This is a genomic window from Pseudoalteromonas sp. APM04, assembly GCF_022809815.1.
GTDB classification, from domain to species: Bacteria; Pseudomonadota; Gammaproteobacteria; order Enterobacterales; family Alteromonadaceae; genus Pseudoalteromonas; species Pseudoalteromonas marina.
This window is the reverse complement of sequence record NZ_CP094442.1, coordinates 54,291-69,760: the sequence shown is the minus strand read 5'-3', so window position 1 is coordinate 69,760 and position 15,470 is coordinate 54,291. Positions and strand designations below refer to the sequence as shown.

General features: G+C 38.0%; 13 protein-coding genes. 5 read left to right on the top strand and 8 right to left on the bottom strand.

What is annotated here, in order from left to right; translation table 11 throughout:
- Positions 1 to 2: 2 nt before the first annotated feature.
- The 6 genes from MTP24_RS16285 to MTP24_RS16260 all read right to left on the bottom strand — a co-directional run bounded on the left by MTP24_RS16285 (position 3) and on the right by MTP24_RS16260 (position 7,501).
- On the bottom strand, positions 3 to 1,892 hold the full coding sequence (locus MTP24_RS16285) for a methyl-accepting chemotaxis protein (RefSeq protein WP_243534214.1): 1,890 nt from the start codon (positions 1,890 to 1,892) through the stop codon (positions 3 to 5).
- A 251-nt stretch (positions 1,893 to 2,143) separates the two neighbouring features.
- Positions 2,144 to 3,394 (bottom strand): sugar MFS transporter, encoded by a 1,251-nt coding sequence (locus MTP24_RS16280; RefSeq protein ID WP_243534212.1) that lies wholly within the window; start codon positions 3,392 to 3,394, stop codon positions 2,144 to 2,146.
- Between the two features lie 98 nt (positions 3,395 to 3,492).
- Positions 3,493 to 4,386: a transporter substrate-binding domain-containing protein gene (locus MTP24_RS16275; protein ID WP_243534210.1), complete on the bottom strand. Its 894-nt coding sequence runs from the start codon at positions 4,384 to 4,386 to the stop codon at positions 3,493 to 3,495.
- 157 nt (positions 4,387 to 4,543) lie between these two features.
- Positions 4,544 to 5,062, bottom strand: a complete 519-nt coding sequence (locus MTP24_RS16270; RefSeq protein ID WP_006793471.1) for an RNA methyltransferase — start codon at positions 5,060 to 5,062, stop codon at positions 4,544 to 4,546.
- A complete protein-coding gene (locus MTP24_RS16265; RefSeq protein ID WP_006793470.1) occupies positions 5,062 to 5,574 on the bottom strand; it encodes a YcgN family cysteine cluster protein in 513 nt (170 codons plus the stop codon). The genes MTP24_RS16270 and MTP24_RS16265 overlap by 1 nt, the downstream gene beginning before the upstream one ends.
- A 97-nt stretch (positions 5,575 to 5,671) precedes the next feature.
- Positions 5,672 to 7,501, bottom strand: a complete 1,830-nt coding sequence (locus MTP24_RS16260; RefSeq protein ID WP_243534208.1) for a DUF885 domain-containing protein — start codon at positions 7,499 to 7,501, stop codon at positions 5,672 to 5,674.
- Positions 7,502 to 7,644: 143 nt separating this feature from the next.
- Between MTP24_RS16260 and MTP24_RS16255 the strand changes: the two genes are divergently transcribed.
- The 3 genes from MTP24_RS16255 (at position 7,645) to MTP24_RS16245 (ending at position 12,472) form a co-directional block, all read left to right on the top strand.
- On the top strand, positions 7,645 to 8,922 hold the full coding sequence (locus tag MTP24_RS16255) for an amidohydrolase family protein (protein WP_243534206.1): 1,278 nt from the start codon (positions 7,645 to 7,647) through the stop codon (positions 8,920 to 8,922).
- Between the two features lie 410 nt (positions 8,923 to 9,332).
- On the top strand, positions 9,333 to 11,750 hold the full coding sequence (locus tag MTP24_RS16250) for a TonB-dependent receptor (RefSeq protein WP_243534204.1): 2,418 nt from the start codon (positions 9,333 to 9,335) through the stop codon (positions 11,748 to 11,750).
- Between the two features lie 176 nt (positions 11,751 to 11,926).
- Entirely contained in the window at positions 11,927 to 12,472 is a 546-nt protein-coding gene (locus MTP24_RS16245) for a MarR family transcriptional regulator (RefSeq protein WP_006793466.1), read from the top strand.
- 32 nt (positions 12,473 to 12,504) lie between these two features.
- On the opposite strand, the gene MTP24_RS16240 is transcribed toward MTP24_RS16245, so the two are convergent.
- Positions 12,505 to 13,521, bottom strand: coding sequence for a lytic murein transglycosylase (locus tag MTP24_RS16240; RefSeq protein WP_243534201.1), 1,017 nt, complete (start codon positions 13,519 to 13,521; stop codon positions 12,505 to 12,507).
- Positions 13,514 to 13,795 (bottom strand): YcgL domain-containing protein, encoded by a 282-nt coding sequence (locus MTP24_RS16235; RefSeq protein WP_006793464.1) that lies wholly within the window; start codon positions 13,793 to 13,795, stop codon positions 13,514 to 13,516. The genes MTP24_RS16240 and MTP24_RS16235 overlap by 8 nt, the downstream gene beginning before the upstream one ends.
- A 155-nt stretch (positions 13,796 to 13,950) precedes the next feature.
- Between MTP24_RS16235 and minC the strand changes: the two genes are divergently transcribed.
- Complete coding sequence (gene minC / locus MTP24_RS16230; RefSeq protein ID WP_243534199.1) at positions 13,951 to 14,655, top strand: septum site-determining protein MinC; 705 nt, start codon at positions 13,951 to 13,953, stop codon at positions 14,653 to 14,655.
- Between the two features lie 5 nt (positions 14,656 to 14,660).
- On the top strand, positions 14,661 to 15,470 hold the full coding sequence (gene minD / locus MTP24_RS16225; RefSeq protein ID WP_006793462.1) for a septum site-determining protein MinD: 810 nt from the start codon (positions 14,661 to 14,663) through the stop codon (positions 15,468 to 15,470).

Genomic DNA, 15,470 nt, shown 5'->3' with positions numbered 1-15,470 from the left:
ATCTATACTCTAAACTTTTTAACCATTTGTTCTAAATCACCGAATTGTTGCCTCAGTTTTGTACATTCGTTTAGAGTATTATTTAGGTTGGTTTTACTTTGAATAGACAGTTCGCTGATAGTTTGTATATCTGCATCTAGTGATTTAACAACTTGATTTTGTTCTTCTGTAGCGCACGCAACGGCATGGTTAGCAGCACTTATTTGTTTTATATCCTCTATTACTTGCTGCATTAATTCTCCAACTGCATCAGCTTCTGACACGCTTTTTTCACTGCCTTGCAAACTTGTTTTCATTAACTCTACAGCCAAAGTTGACCCTTTTTGCAATTCTATGACTGTTTCTTCTATCTCTTGCGTTGATTCTTTGGTGCGATGAGCTAATTGTCGAACTTCATCAGCCACTACTGCAAAACCACGTCCGGCTTCACCTGCACGAGCTGCTTCAATAGCCGCATTCAATGCAAGTAAGTTGGTTTGTTCACTCACGCCTTTAATCACTTCTAAAACATTACCAATGCTTTCTGTATGTGCATTTAAGCTATTAATAGTTTGTTGAGCCTGCACTATATTTGCAGATAGCTCATGGATCCCAGCAACATTAGTGCTTAATATTTCTTGGTTTTGTGTAGAGTGCTTATTAGCATCTTTTGCAAGTGATGATGCGTCAGACGCACTATTGAATATATCTGATGTCATCCCTGTAAATTGATTAATTGCAGCTGCAACGCTATCAGTACGCATACTTTGATCGTCATACATCGCAAGTGAAGAATGTGTTTGTGATAGCAGACTGGCTATTACGCCATCAAGAAGTATTGTTGTATTTTTAACTTGTTCGATTGATGATTGAATTTTTTCGATAAACACATTGAATGAATGGCTGAGTTCACCAAACTCATCGTCATTTTCTATCTCTAAACGACGTGTTAAATCACCTTCTCCCTGTGAAATATCTTTTATAGCGTCATTTAACCGATTCATTGGACGCATTAAATATCGAAGTAAGAATTGCATTAAAATTACAATTACGATTGTACCCACAATTAAGTAAATAAATGCCGTTTCACCAAAACTAGATACACTAGCAAATGCTTTTTGTTGATCAATAACAACCCCTAAATACCAATTTACATTTTCAATACCACGTATTTTATTAAACGAAACTAATTTAGTTTCGCCAGCTATTTGATATTCAACAAACTCGCTACTAAGTAATGGTTTGGTGCCAAATAACTCAGCGATATTTTTTAGGTTAACATTGCTTTGTGGGTGACTTAATATTTGGCCGCTGTCATCGAGTAAAAAACCATAACCCAGCCCTAAAAAATCAATATTATTAATAATTTCTGTCACAGTTTGCATATCAATATCAGCACCAGCAACACCAACAAAACGGTCATTTTGGTTTATAGGCACAACAGCAGATATAGTTAACTCGTTAGTTGTTACATCAATATAGGGAGTAGTAAAGGCAGTATTGGTTTTGTTTTCGACTAGCTTATACCAAGGACGTGATGTTGCATCAAAATCTGGCGGTAAAACGATGCTTTGATCATTTAAAATAAAATTACCGTTAGATTGGCCAATATAGGTGTTTTTAAAACTACCTGCTAACCCTGCTGTGTTTAATTGTAGTAATGTAAGCGTATTTGGATCTGATGGTTGGTGGGTTTTAGCAAACGCGCTAACAATGGCCAGCTTTGCATTTAACCAGCTAGCTATATTTTGAGAAACAGATTCTGAGTTTTGTTGCAACACGAGAGCAAGCTGATTTTGTGTTTGGTTTTTTAAGGTAAAGTAGTTATTTACAGTGAATAACCCTAATACCAAAACGAGTACAACAGACGCTGCTATTGTGACTTTTGTCGTAAACTTGAATGCCCCAAACATAAATGCCCTTTAATTTATTTTTAGCACTCTAGTTTTAGCAAATATTGTGAGCATTGTCTTAGCTATTTTCGGTTTTTCCGAAAATAGCAGCTAAAAACAATAAAAAAGGACTAGAAAAACTTAATTACAAATTTTAAGTAATTAATTTTACATAAATAATGTTCAATATATAACGAATTTGGAATGTTCCAAATAAAAAGAAAATAATAATGACTGAATACGTATTCAGCCATTATTATTCAATACATTTTCTACCATTTTTTAGCTAAACGAACAGCATTTAAACCATACCAAGCTATAAATACATAACATACCATAGGTACGAAAAAGCTATCTTGAATATTTACGGTATCGGCAATATACCCTTGTAATAAAGGCACTAATGCACCACCTACAATAGCTAAACATAGCCAACCAGAGCCTTTACTTGTTAACGGGCCTAATTTTTCAATCGCAACAGAAAATATAGTTGGAAACATAATTGAATTAAACAACCCGATTGCCAATACTGAATACAAAGCGACATCACCTTGTGTAAAAATAGTGATTAATAACAACGCAATAACACTGATAGCGTTAAAGGCAATTGCTTTAGAAGGCGCAATTTTTTGTAACAACGCAGAGCCTACAAAACGCCCAACCATTGCTCCGCCCCAATAATAACTAATAAGTGCCGCGGCAGCATGCTCTTCAAGCCCAGCAATGTGTGCTTCACCAAAGTAATTAACTAAAAAGCTACCTATAGCTACTTCACCGCCTACATAACAAAATATTGCTACAACCCCCATAGTAAGGTGAGGTGCTTGCATTAAAGAACGAGTTTCGGTGTCTGTGCTGTCTTCCTTATGGGCTTCAATTTCAGGTAACTTTATAAATGCAAACACAATGGCAATTAATAAAAGTGCTACAGCCAACATTAAATAAGGCACTTTTACTGATTCTGCCGATGCAGCAGACGTAGCCAATGTACCAGCAGTACCGAAAAAGAGAATGCCTCCTACGTAAGGCCCTACTGTAGTACCCAAGGCATTAAGCGCTTGTGCTAAGTTTAATCGTGAAGAGGCGGTTTTATCAGGACCAAGAGCCGCAACGTATGGATTAGCTGATACTTGCAATACGGTTATACCAGCAGCAAGCACGAACAATGCGCCTAAAAACAACCAATACTCATGCACTACTACTGCAGGGTAAAAAAGCATACAACCAATCGAAGCAATAATAAGCCCCGTTAAAATACCTTTTTTATAGCCAAGCTGTTTAACTAAAATACCAGCGGGGATAGATACAATGAAATAGGCACCAAAAAAGCAAAACTGCACTAGCATTGCCTCAAAGTAGCTAAGATCAAATACGCCTTTTAATCGTGGAATCAGTACATCATTTAATACTGTAATAAAACCCCATAAAAAAAACAGGGTTGTCATTGCCGTTAGGGGAAACAGGTAATTTTTGTTGTGCTGTTTATTAACGCCATAATCGTTATGTGTGTTCAGTGTGCTCATTTTTATTTTCACTCCATTAACAAGTTAAACTGATTCTACATTGTTAATAAGTTATTTGGGCACAAGGTAATTAGAACGATCCAATTCATCATCTTTATTCAAACTGCACCCCCTTCTGATACAGTATTGATTAAACGCTCAGTTTCACCGCTATTAGAAAATATATATAAGGCTTGATTTATATCATCTAGCACTCCAAGCCAGTTAGGTGTTAGCTTACTTATAGCAAAATACAATGAGTTATAATGTAGTGGTTTACCATCTTGCTCAACTACATTAAGCAGTTTTATTTTTTCATTTTGGTTAAGCTCAGAAAACGTAACTGAATGGGTTAACACCGAAGGATCGCCTATAATAAGATCGACCCGCTTGGCAAAAAGTAATTGCATTAACTGCAAATCGTTTACCGCACTAATAACTTTAAACTCTTCATTATCCATCATGGCATCAAATTCAGGCGTGTTTTGATATCCTCTTACAACACCTATTGTTGAGCCTTTTAATGAGTTTAGATTACCTGTAAAAATACCAGGTGCGTTTTTTCGCTTTAGAAATACAATATTTCCACCTTGAAACGAATTTGAAATACCAAGCAGCTCTCTTCGCATTTTATTTTTAACATAGTCTGAAGGCGCAGTGTCTTCAATAAAGTACTCAGGCATTAAAATATAGGCTTTTCCAAGTTCCACATTACGCACAGCTCTTGCCCAAGGTAAAAATTCTAAATAAACGCTGTAACCCTGACTATTAAGAACAGCAACGGCAAAATGATAGACCCACCCTTTGTTACATAAGTCGTTACTTATATAAGGCGGCCAATCTAAGGTAACAATATGTAATGTGCGTTTACTATTTGGGGCGCTATATAAAAGCCCCGATTTATAACGCTGTCCTTCTACAGTTTTAAGGCTATTTTTATGAATGAAGGTTACGCTTTGACTCGCGAAACTAAAACAACTAATAAAGGACAACAAAAAGACTACAATGCGCATAATAAAGCTATCGTCAAACTAATAGTCAGTTAAGTGTAGGCGTTATTTACACTTTTGAAGGAGAAATAAATCTAGAGAATGAAAAATTGGTAGAACGTAAAATTGAATATAGACAGTGTCTAATGCCAACTAGCAGATTTAATTGGCATTACAAAAGTTATAAAGCAGGTTTAACCCATTTCATTTTATTGTTGGTATCGCGCGAACTTATTATTGTGTCATCACTGCTTTTAACACCACCTAATTTAGAAAGCCTATCGTAAAGTACTACATTACAGGTTGCAGCTAAGTTCATGCATCCTATAGTAGGAATGTAAACTACTTCATCGCACCACTTTAGTACGTCTTTAGGAACAGAACCATCTTCTGGGCCCAAAACATAAAATGCATTTTCTGGGTGCTTAAATTCAGGGAGCGGTGTAGCCCCTTCAATTAACTCAACGACAACAACGGTTGCCCCTTCAGGTTTTACTTTTTCTAGGCTATCAGTAGAGGTTAATGGAATACGTTCAACCACATTTTTAGTATCGGTATGAAATTTTTGCGCATTAAGATATCGATTACCCGTAAAATAAACCTGCTTTGCGTCGTAACACCCAGCAGCTCGTAACACACCGCCAACGTTAGTAGGGCTCTTCGGGTTTATTAAACCAATACTCGCTTTTAACTTGCTCATTAATCGCAATCCTTTGTTGGCCACTCAGCAATGTATAAATCAAAATCATCTAATTTTACATTACTGTCTTTGACTGTTTTATCTTTTACTGAAATACCGAGATCATGCATAAGTGTTTTATCGCCGTTATTTAATAACGGGTGCCACGAAGCTAAACCACGCCCTTCATGCAGGCGGCGGTAACTGCAGCTCTGCGGCATAAAGAAAATATCTTTAAGGTTTTCTTTAGTGAGTTTTACGCAAGAAGGGACAAGTGTTTGGCGGTTTTCGTATTCGCTACACCCACAGGTATTATTATCTAAATACTGACAAACAATATTTGTGAAAATGAGCTGTTCACCTTCACGTAGCTGATCTGTGGGGGAAAAATCGTCTTCGTCTTCACTATCTATAAACGTATTTAAACAACATTTACCACAGCCATCGCAAATAGCTTCCCATTCATTTTGGCTCATTTCGCTCAAGCTTTTTGTAAGCCAAAACTGTGTATTTGCTAACTGTTGATCAAACATAGTGTACTCGCGCCCTTTTAAGAGCGCGCATTCTAACGTATTGCACTAAATGGCGCAAAGCGAATACCTTAAATTGATAAGCACTTTACGCTATTCATTAACGCTGCGATTGCACCCAACGCTTTATTTTTTTCTCCAAAATAGGCATGGGTAATGCGCCATCTATTAGTATTTGCGTATGAAACGCCTTAATATCAAATTGAGAACCTAGCTCTTTTTTACAATAATCGCGAAGTTCTTTAATTTTAAACTCCCCTAATTTGTACGAAAGTGCTTGCCCTGGCCACGCAATATAACGTTCAACCTCTGCCACTACATCGCTTTCAGCCATTGATGAATTAGCAAGCATGTATTGTATACCTTGCTCGCGCGTCCACCCTTTTGCATGAAAACCAGTATCGAGTACTAAACGCATTGCCCGTAATTGCTCGTCAGCCAAACGCCCATACCACATATACGGATCGGTAAATAATCCAAGCTCTTTTCCTAAACTTTCTGCATACAGTGCCCACCCTTCAGCAAAAACCGTATACCCACCAAATTTACGAAAATCAGGTAAACCGTCTATTTCTTGTTGAAGAGCAATTTGAAAATGATGACCAGGTGCCGCTTCATGAATCGAGAGTGTTTCGAGTAAAAACTTAGGTTGTGCTTTTAAATTAAAAGTATTGATATAAAAAATACCCGGACGTGAGCCATCTGGTGCAGGGGCTGCATAAGAAGCACCCGCCGCAGACTGAGAACGATAAGCTTCTACTGGTTTTACAATGTAAGGCGCTTTAGGAGCCACATCAAATAACTGCGGTACTTTGGCATCAATTTTTTTCTTCACATTTTCGTACGCTTCAATAAGCTCATCAGCGGTATTAAAGTAGAACTCATCTGAATCACGCAAGTGGGTAAAAAATGCAGGCAAATCGCCGTCAAAGCCAACGGTGTGTTTTACCTTTTTCATTTCGCTTAAAATACGCGATACTTCGCTTAAACCAATATTGTGAATTTCGTCAGCAGATAAGTTAAGCGTTGTGTTTTTCTTTATTTGGTATTCGTACCAAGCTTTACCATTAGTAAAATCACTGTAGCCTACTGACACACGACTACTAGGTATATAATCGTTAATTAAAAATGTGTGCATGCTTTGATAAGCCGGCACTAATTGCTTCATGATTAAATCGCGGTATTGCGCTGTTATTTCTTGTTTTTGCTCAACTGTAAACGAATTTGGTAAGTTTTTTATAGGTCCCCAAAACAGTGAATCTTCAGCCTTATTTACAACATGCGCACTAAATTGTGGGGCTAACTTTTTTGCAAGTGGCAAAGGTAAAACAATATTTTGTTTTATACCTTCAGCCATAGAAAGATCAACACTTTTAAGCCATTTGATATAGCTATCGCTACGTTTTAAAAAATTATCGTAATCCTGTACTGTTTTAAAAGGTTGTGCACTTTGCCCAGAGCCAAATCCAGCAAACACATTATGCGCTCCCGACATTTGATTAATAGGCAGAAAGTAGCTTGGAAACTGCATCCCCTCTAGGTTAAGTGCAAGGTCACGTTTTAAAATCTCATAACTTAATAGCGCTTGCCCTGTTAATTGTTGTGAATCAATGTAAGCAAGGCGTTGTTGATACTTTTTATAAAAAGCCGCCTTTTTGTTACGATTTGTCGCTGAAATTTCAGGCGTGAACTGATCATTAAATTCATCTTTACCGCTATATGTTGCCCTGATTGGCGAAAATGCAAGCGACTCGTTGTAGTATTGATCAACAAGCACGTCTAATTGCTGCTCGGCCGATAATTCTGAAACCACAGCATTTATAGATGATGAAACCGGTTTACTATTATTTTGTTGAGACGTTGTGCTACTACACCCCATAAGCGCACCGATCACTGAAGAAGCTACCAGTGCTAATTTTAATAATTTCATATTAATCCTTATAAAAAACTCAGCTCGATTATGTGCTTTAAATTAAGCTAAATAAAGTAGTAACTTAGTCGTTATTTTATTGCACTTTTACTTGAGCTTGGTAAAGTCAAAACAACGTAACTTTCATATAAAAGAATTAAAAAGTGAAAAAGCACCTATTATCAGCCTCAATAGCCATATTATGTTTGAGCAGTCTACCTGCCCAGGCAGTCACCTACATTTCTGCAAAAGCCATGTTAGATGTAGAGGATGGCACACTCATTCAATCGCCATTAATTACTATTGATGATGGTGTGATCACCTCAATAGAACGTAATAAAAAGCCGAAACTAGGTAAAAATGATGAACTTATTAACCTGCCACAGTTAACACTAGTCCCTGGATTGATGGACATGCATGTACACTTAACAAGTGATCCTACTGTTTCTCGAAGTGAGCGCTTGGGTCAATCAATCCCACGCATGGCAGTTAAATCGGCTTATTTTGCTAAAAAGACCCTTGAAGCAGGTTTTACTACCGTAAGAAATGTGGGCGCAGATGGTTATAGCGTTATTGCGGTTCGAGACGGTATTAATGCGGGTGACATTGTAGGCCCACGAATTTGGGCTGCAGGCCCTTCACTGGGTATAACTGGCGGGCACTGTGACAATAACCGTTTACCGCCTGAGCTAAAATATACCTCAACAGGTGTAGCAGACGGGCCATGGGCGGTTAGAACAAAAGTACGTGAAAATATAAAGTACGGTGCAAACGCTATAAAGTTTTGTGCTACAGGTGGTGTTTTTTCAAAGGGTACCAAAGTAGGTGTACAACAATATTCGCTTGAAGAAATGAAAGCCATTGTTGAAGAAGCTCACATGCGCGACCTGCCCGTTGCAGCGCATGCACACGGCACAAGCGGCATAAAAACAGCCATCACTGCAGGTGTTGACAGCGTAGAACACGCAAGCTTTTTAGACGATGAAGCCATAGCCCTGGCAAAAAAACATGGCACTTGGCTTTCTATGGATATATACAACACAGAATACACATTAAGCTTTGGCGAACAAAATGGTGTAGACGAAGAAAACCTAAACAAAGAACGCCAAGTTTCTAAAAAACAAAGAGATAGCTTTAGTCGAGCTGTGAAAGCTGGTGTGAACATGGTATTTGGAACCGACGCTGCCATCTACCCACATGGTGATAATGCAAAGCAATTTTCACGTATGGTTGAATTTGGCATGACTGAACTGCAAGCCATTCAATCAGCTACCATTAACAGCGCTAAACTGCTGAAAATGCATAACAAACTAGGGCAAATAAAAACGGGATATGCCGCCGATATTATTGCTGTTGAAGGAAACCCATTAAAAAACATTTCAACATTAGAGCAAATACCGTTTGTGATGAAAGCAGGTATTGTTTATAAAACTGAAAAATAAAATTTAAATCTAAGTTAAGGCTGGCTTTATAGTGTTAGCCTTTACTTTTAACGTTAAAATTCATTAAATTTTAATACTCAATCCTAAAAACACTAAAATTAAAAGCATTGTAAAACAATGTGTTAAAGCTTTAATAGCATTGTTTTACCTGATCTCTATTGTCACTTTTAGTTTATTACTCTTAATTCGGGAGAGTTGTTAAAGAAAATCATATTGCAATTTGTTTTTCTTAATTGCCAAATTCGTCCCCTCCTTTATATTTGTTTGGTTTTTATTAACTAAGCCGGCCTATTTGTATAAAAAACACGCAAACAGTTGTTTTAATCTAATATTTATTGAACTTTTAGTATATTTTGCAAATAATAATCATTACCATTACCGCAAATAAATAAATGCGAATAGTTATCATAATGAAAAAGTTTAAATACTCACTCCTCACCCTTGCTTGTTTAAATGCACAAGCCGCTTTAGCATCAACCACTGCAGAACAAGATATTGAACACATAAGTGTTTATCAAAAACAAAATCAAGTTGTTATGAGTTCGGGCCTTGCCACAAAGTCAGATATGTCCTTAATGGAAACCCCTGCACCTGTTGTTATTATTGATCGTGAATTAATTGAATCACAGGGCGTAGACAACCTACAAGATCTTGTCCGTAATGTGAGTGGTTTAACCCAAGCGGGTAATAATTATGGCATTGGCGATAACCTGGTTATTCGTGGTCTTGACGCCAATTACACTTATGATGGTATGTATGGGGGAGCTGGACTTGGAAACACCTTTAATCCAACTCGCTCATTAACCAATGTTGAGTCGGTTGAAGTGTTAAAAGGCCCAGCAACAGGTTTATATGGTATTGGTAGCGCTGGTGGTGTAATTAATTTAATTGAAAAAAAACCTGAATTTGAAGAAAAGCATAAAGTCGCTTTAGAGCTTAGTCAATGGGACAGCTACTCTCTTGCTTTTGACAGCACAAATGCACTTGGCGACAACTTAGCGTATCGCGTAATGGCTAAAACGGCCTCGAGCGATGGCTTTCGCGATTTAAAAGAAGAGCGTGATGAAATTTATACATCACTTAAGTATGTGTTAAACGATAAACAAGACGTTATGATCTCTGCTGCCTATATTAAGGATTCAATTGCTGTTGACTCAATTGGCCACCCTATTCGCATATACAACGCAGAGACAGCGAATGGCTTAACTGCTGGTGAAGTAACCGCTGCAGACTTAGTAAACGATCCGACAGGCAGTGGCTTACAACTGACAAGTGAACAGCAATTACAATTAGCGAACTCTCTTTCTGCAACAGATGGTTTAACACCCTATGACTTTGGTACCAATGGGATTATTTCACCAATGGCCGATGATAATGAAGGTGAAGAATTACGATTTAAGCTTACGCATAATTACTTTATCACTGATGACTTATTCTTAAACCAGCAACTACAGTACCGTAATTACACATCAAGCTTTGCTCGTCAAACAGGGGCTTTTAATTACGTGTACTCAACTCGCAGTGGCGTTATTAATCAAGACCCTCGTGCTCCTTTAGTTGAAAATGATGTACTTTATCCATTTGCAGCTAGGCGCCAAGAGTATCGCCAAGTAGAAGCAGATGAAAAATCATGGCAGTACTTTTTAGATTTAAGATACGACTTTGAGATAGGCGATATTGATAACGAACTCTTAGTTAATGCAAATTATGAAGACCGAGATATTGGTTTCAAACAATACTCTATTTATGACAGCGATAAAGTAATTTACGACACTGATGGTAATGTGCTTTATCAAGGTGCTTTACCCTATATCTATGACATGAGGCAACCAAATTGGCCAATCGGTGGCTTTGACGATTACGACCCGCTAAAAACGAGTGATTATAATAAAAAGGTTCAAGCATGGGGAATGGGCGTTCAGCATGTAGGTTATATTAATGACACACTGACTACACGCATAGGAGTCGCCTATAACCGTATTAAGCAGAGCTACGAACATAATGGTGTAGATGAACGTTACAGTTCAAGCCGTGCAGAGCCAACCCCTGAGGCAAACACATCTGATTCAGGTTTAACCTATAATTTAGGTGCTACTTATCAGCCTACTGAAGATTTTTCTGTGTTTGTTAATCACTCTAAAGGCCGAACCGCATACAGTGTATTAGGCTCTGTTGCTGGTAACGAAGCAGATAGAGAAGACTCAGAATCAATAAGTAATGACTTAGGCTTTAGGTATAAAGCATTTGACGACCAGCTACTAGCTACTTTAGTTGTGTTTGAAAGCGCTCGTACAAATCTTGAATACAGTAACCCACTGTATGAAGCTGGTGTGTCTGGCCCTGATATAGTAGAAAGCTACTTTGATGGCGAAGAGCAAACCAAAGGCGTTGAGCTTGATTTAAATGCGTATTTAAATGAGCAGTGGAAAATAAATGTTAACGGCGTATATCAAGACGCGCGTGATAAATCTAACCCCAATAGCAGCGCTTACGACACTCGTCAAAAAGGGGTGCCTTATGTAACTGCAAGCACATGGGTTACTTACTATGCAAACATATTTAATTTACCCGAGTCAGTTAATATTAGCGGGGGTATTACTTACGTTGATAACAGAAGTACTAACTCAAGTTCATTTAGTATTCCTGATGGCTATGTACCTGGCTACACTGTGTACGATGCTGCAATTTCGTATACAACTAAACAGTGGAACATGCAGCTTAATTTAAACAACCTATTTAACAAACAGTATTATTCTAAAGCGATGTTTTTAGGCGGTATGCCTGGTGAAGAGCGTAATGCTAAATTAAGTTTTAGTTACACACTTTAGCGTTTAAAATTTATGGGTGCTTGTATTTACAAGCGCCCTTAATATTTAAAAACTATGCATAAAATGGCTTAAATTGTATTTAAGCCAAACTAAGATTATTTTAGTGCACTTAATGCCTTGCTATCGCAAATCAACATGCTAGCATTTAATTTCTGAAATTACTGAAAGTTAATGATATGACTTTATCTGAAAAGAATTTTACCTTTGTGATGCATTGTGGCGAAATGGGCAGCCGTTGGGGCTTTAACCGTACAATAGGCCAAATGTGTGGTTTACTAATCATTACTAAAAACCCGATGACAGCGAATGAAATTGCCGACTCACTAAGTATCTCTCGTGGTAATGTGAGTATGGGCATAAAAGAGCTGCAATCTTGGCAATTAATTAAAGTTCAGCACATTCCGGGTGATCGTAAAGAGTATTATGCGCCTGCAGGCGATATTTGGGATATGGCTAATCGAGTATTTGAAGAGCGAAAAAAACGTGAAATCGATCCCACGCTCAGCCTTTTGCGAGATAACTTACTCGACGAAGCGAATAACGAAGAAGAAGTGTATGCCCAAAAGCAAATGGAAGAAATTCACAACCTACTTGAAACGGTCACTAAATGGTCGTCTGAGTTACAGCGTTTAACTCCCGAGCAGCTCAACAAACTTATGAAACTGGGATCAGGAATTGGCAAGGTCATCGATTTAAAAGAGAAAATTTTTAAAAAAGAATAAAGCCGCATTGTGCGGCTTTATTTTTTGTTGAACTATATTTTTGGGTATCCGATTCTATCAGACAAATAACCCACACTCGTTGCAAAGTAATAAGAACGGTTCCAATGCATTAACACTTTGTAATTATCATAGGCCAAAAACATACGGCCGTTGATATCATCGGGCATAACCAGTGCTGCTCGTACATCAACATTAGGCAATGCAGTACCGTCTGCTCTTCTCACCCCTAAAGCCTGCCATTCATTGAGTGAACGCTCAGAATCATTCCAATACTCAAGCCATTGTTTACGTGTTTTAGTACCACGAACTAAAATATATTTATTGTCAAAGTTATCAGGAAGCATAACTTGACGACCCCAAGTTAATGAATCGTTCCACCCTTCTTGCTTTAAATAATTAGCAATTGAAGCAAACGCATCTTCTTTTGTAGTCCAAATATCTTTGCGACCATCGTTGTTATAATCAATTGCGTAAGCATTAAAAGACGTTGGCATAAATTGAGTTTGCCCCATAGCCCCAGCCCAAGAACCTTTAAACTTATCTAAGGTAATATGACCCGATTTTAAAATGTCTAAAGCCGCCCACAACTGGCGTTTATAAAGTGCTTCACGGCGGCCATCAAAGGCAAGTGTCACTAATGATGAAATAACATTGTGACCGCCTTGAATAGTACCAAAGTTACTTTCAAGACCCCATAAAGCGACTATAAAGCGTGCTTGTACGCCAAACTCTTTAGCTACTTGCTCAAGAATATCCTTGTTCTCAGCATAAAGTTTACGAGCACGGTCAATTTTCCATTGTGGTACACGTTTTGGTAAATAGGTCTCGAGTGTTTCTTTCACTTCAGGCTGGTTTTTATCAGCTGATACCACTTTCTCTTTATAAGTCGCGGTCGCAAATGCACTATCAATTAACGACGCTTCGTAGCCTTTTGCGATTGCTTCTTCTTTTAGGTTTACTAAGTAATCTTTAAATTCGGCTTGTGTTTTGGCAACAACTGACGAACTCAAGCATAAACCACATAATACAACTGCCAGTTTTTTAATCACGATCGGCTCCATTTTGTTTTCTTAGTTCAGTAAGCAAATTATCTTCCGGTGGTGGAAGTTGTAAATAGTATCCTTGATCGGTTAATGCACCCTTAACGGTTTCCAAATCCGCACCACCTAGGTGCTCACGTTTAGCTAAGTTGATGAGCATCACATATTGAGGTTTGCCAAACATAGCCATTAGAGGTTCTGGAACTTTGCTAAAATCATCTCTTTTTTCAACAAATAAGAAGGTATCCGTCTTTTTCTTACTTTTATATACCGCAGTTAACATTATGACCCTATAAATTCTTGCACAACAATGCTGCACACTATACCATGAGAGTAATAATAAGTTAGAAAATTTAGATTAGAAATTTTGATTAAGGCCTTATTCAGCCTGTGTTTATCTAATTATAATTTCTTATCATACAATTCAATTGAGCGTGTATGTCGGACCAAATTTTTGAGTTAAAAGGGAATCTTTTTACGTTATCAGTTTTACATCTTTATAGTGCTGATATAAACCTTTTAGCAGAACAATTGTACGTAAAAATAGCCCAAGCCCCTCGTTTTTTTGAAGGAGCCCCTATTGTTGTCAATTTAGAAGAAGTAAAAAGCAGTTCTTTAGACTTTGTTCATTTAAAGTCACTTATCGAACGAATGAGCTTCAACGCAGTGGGTGTATGCAATGGCTCTGATGGGCAGCATGCAAATGCCAAAAAAGCTGGCTTTTCAGTATTAAATTATTCGCAAGACATAAAAGCAGAGCCCGTTGAAAAGCAACCTAACACTTCAATTGTCGAAAAAAATATTATACTTCCAGCACAAATAATTAACGGTACTGTACGCTCGGGTCAACAGGTGTATGCAAAAGACCGCGACCTTATTGTATTAGGCGCTGTTAGTCATGGTGCAGAAGTAATAGCAGATGGCAACGTACATATTTACGGAACCCTTCGTGGTCGCGCAATAGCGGGCGCAAAAGGATTAGAAAACGCACATATATTTTGCCAAAAGCTAGAAGCAGAACTTGTTTCCATAAATGGCAACTACTGGATCAGTGACTCTCTACAAGGTGAGTTTTGGGGCAGTGCAGTGCAAATACAACAAAAAAATGAATCATTAGAAATTTCAGCTTTGGTTAAAGGATAAATCTCATGGCAAAAGTAATTGTCGTTACCTCGGGTAAAGGTGGTGTTGGTAAAACAACATCAAGTGCCGCAATAGGCACAGGCTTAGCATTAAAAGGCTACAAAACGGTTATTATCGATTTTGACATCGGTTTACGTAACCTTGATTTAATTATGGGGTGCGAGCGCCGCGTTGTTTATGACTTTGTAAACGTCATAAACGGTGAAGCAAACCTAAACCAAGCACTTATCAAAGACAAACGTGTTGAGAAGTTATTTTTACTTCCAGCATCGCAAACGCGTGATAAAGATGCACTAACTCGTGATGGTGTAGAACGCGTTTTAAACGAGCTAAAAGAAGACTTTGATTATATTGTATGTGATTCACCAGCAGGAATTGAAGCGGGTGCGATGATGGCAATGTATTTTGCTGATGAAGCGATTGTAACCACCAATCCAGAAGTGTCATCTGTACGAGACTCTGACCGTATTTTAGGTATTTTGCATAGCAAATCTAAACGCGCTGAAGAAGGCCTTGAAAATATCAAAGAGCACCTATTATTAACACGCTACAACCCTGAGCGTGTTGCTAAAGGTGAAATGCTTTCGGTAGAAGATGTACAAGACATATTAGCTATCGATTTGTTAGGTGTTATTCCTGAGTCACAAGCAGTATTGAGTGCATCAAATTCAGGTCAACCGGTAATATTGGATGGCGAATCAGATGCTGGTCAAGCATATGCTGATGCCATAAACCGCTTACTTGGTGAAACCGTCGATTTTCGCTTCTTAGATGTAGAGAAAAAAGGCATTTTTAAACGGATTTTTGGAGGCTAA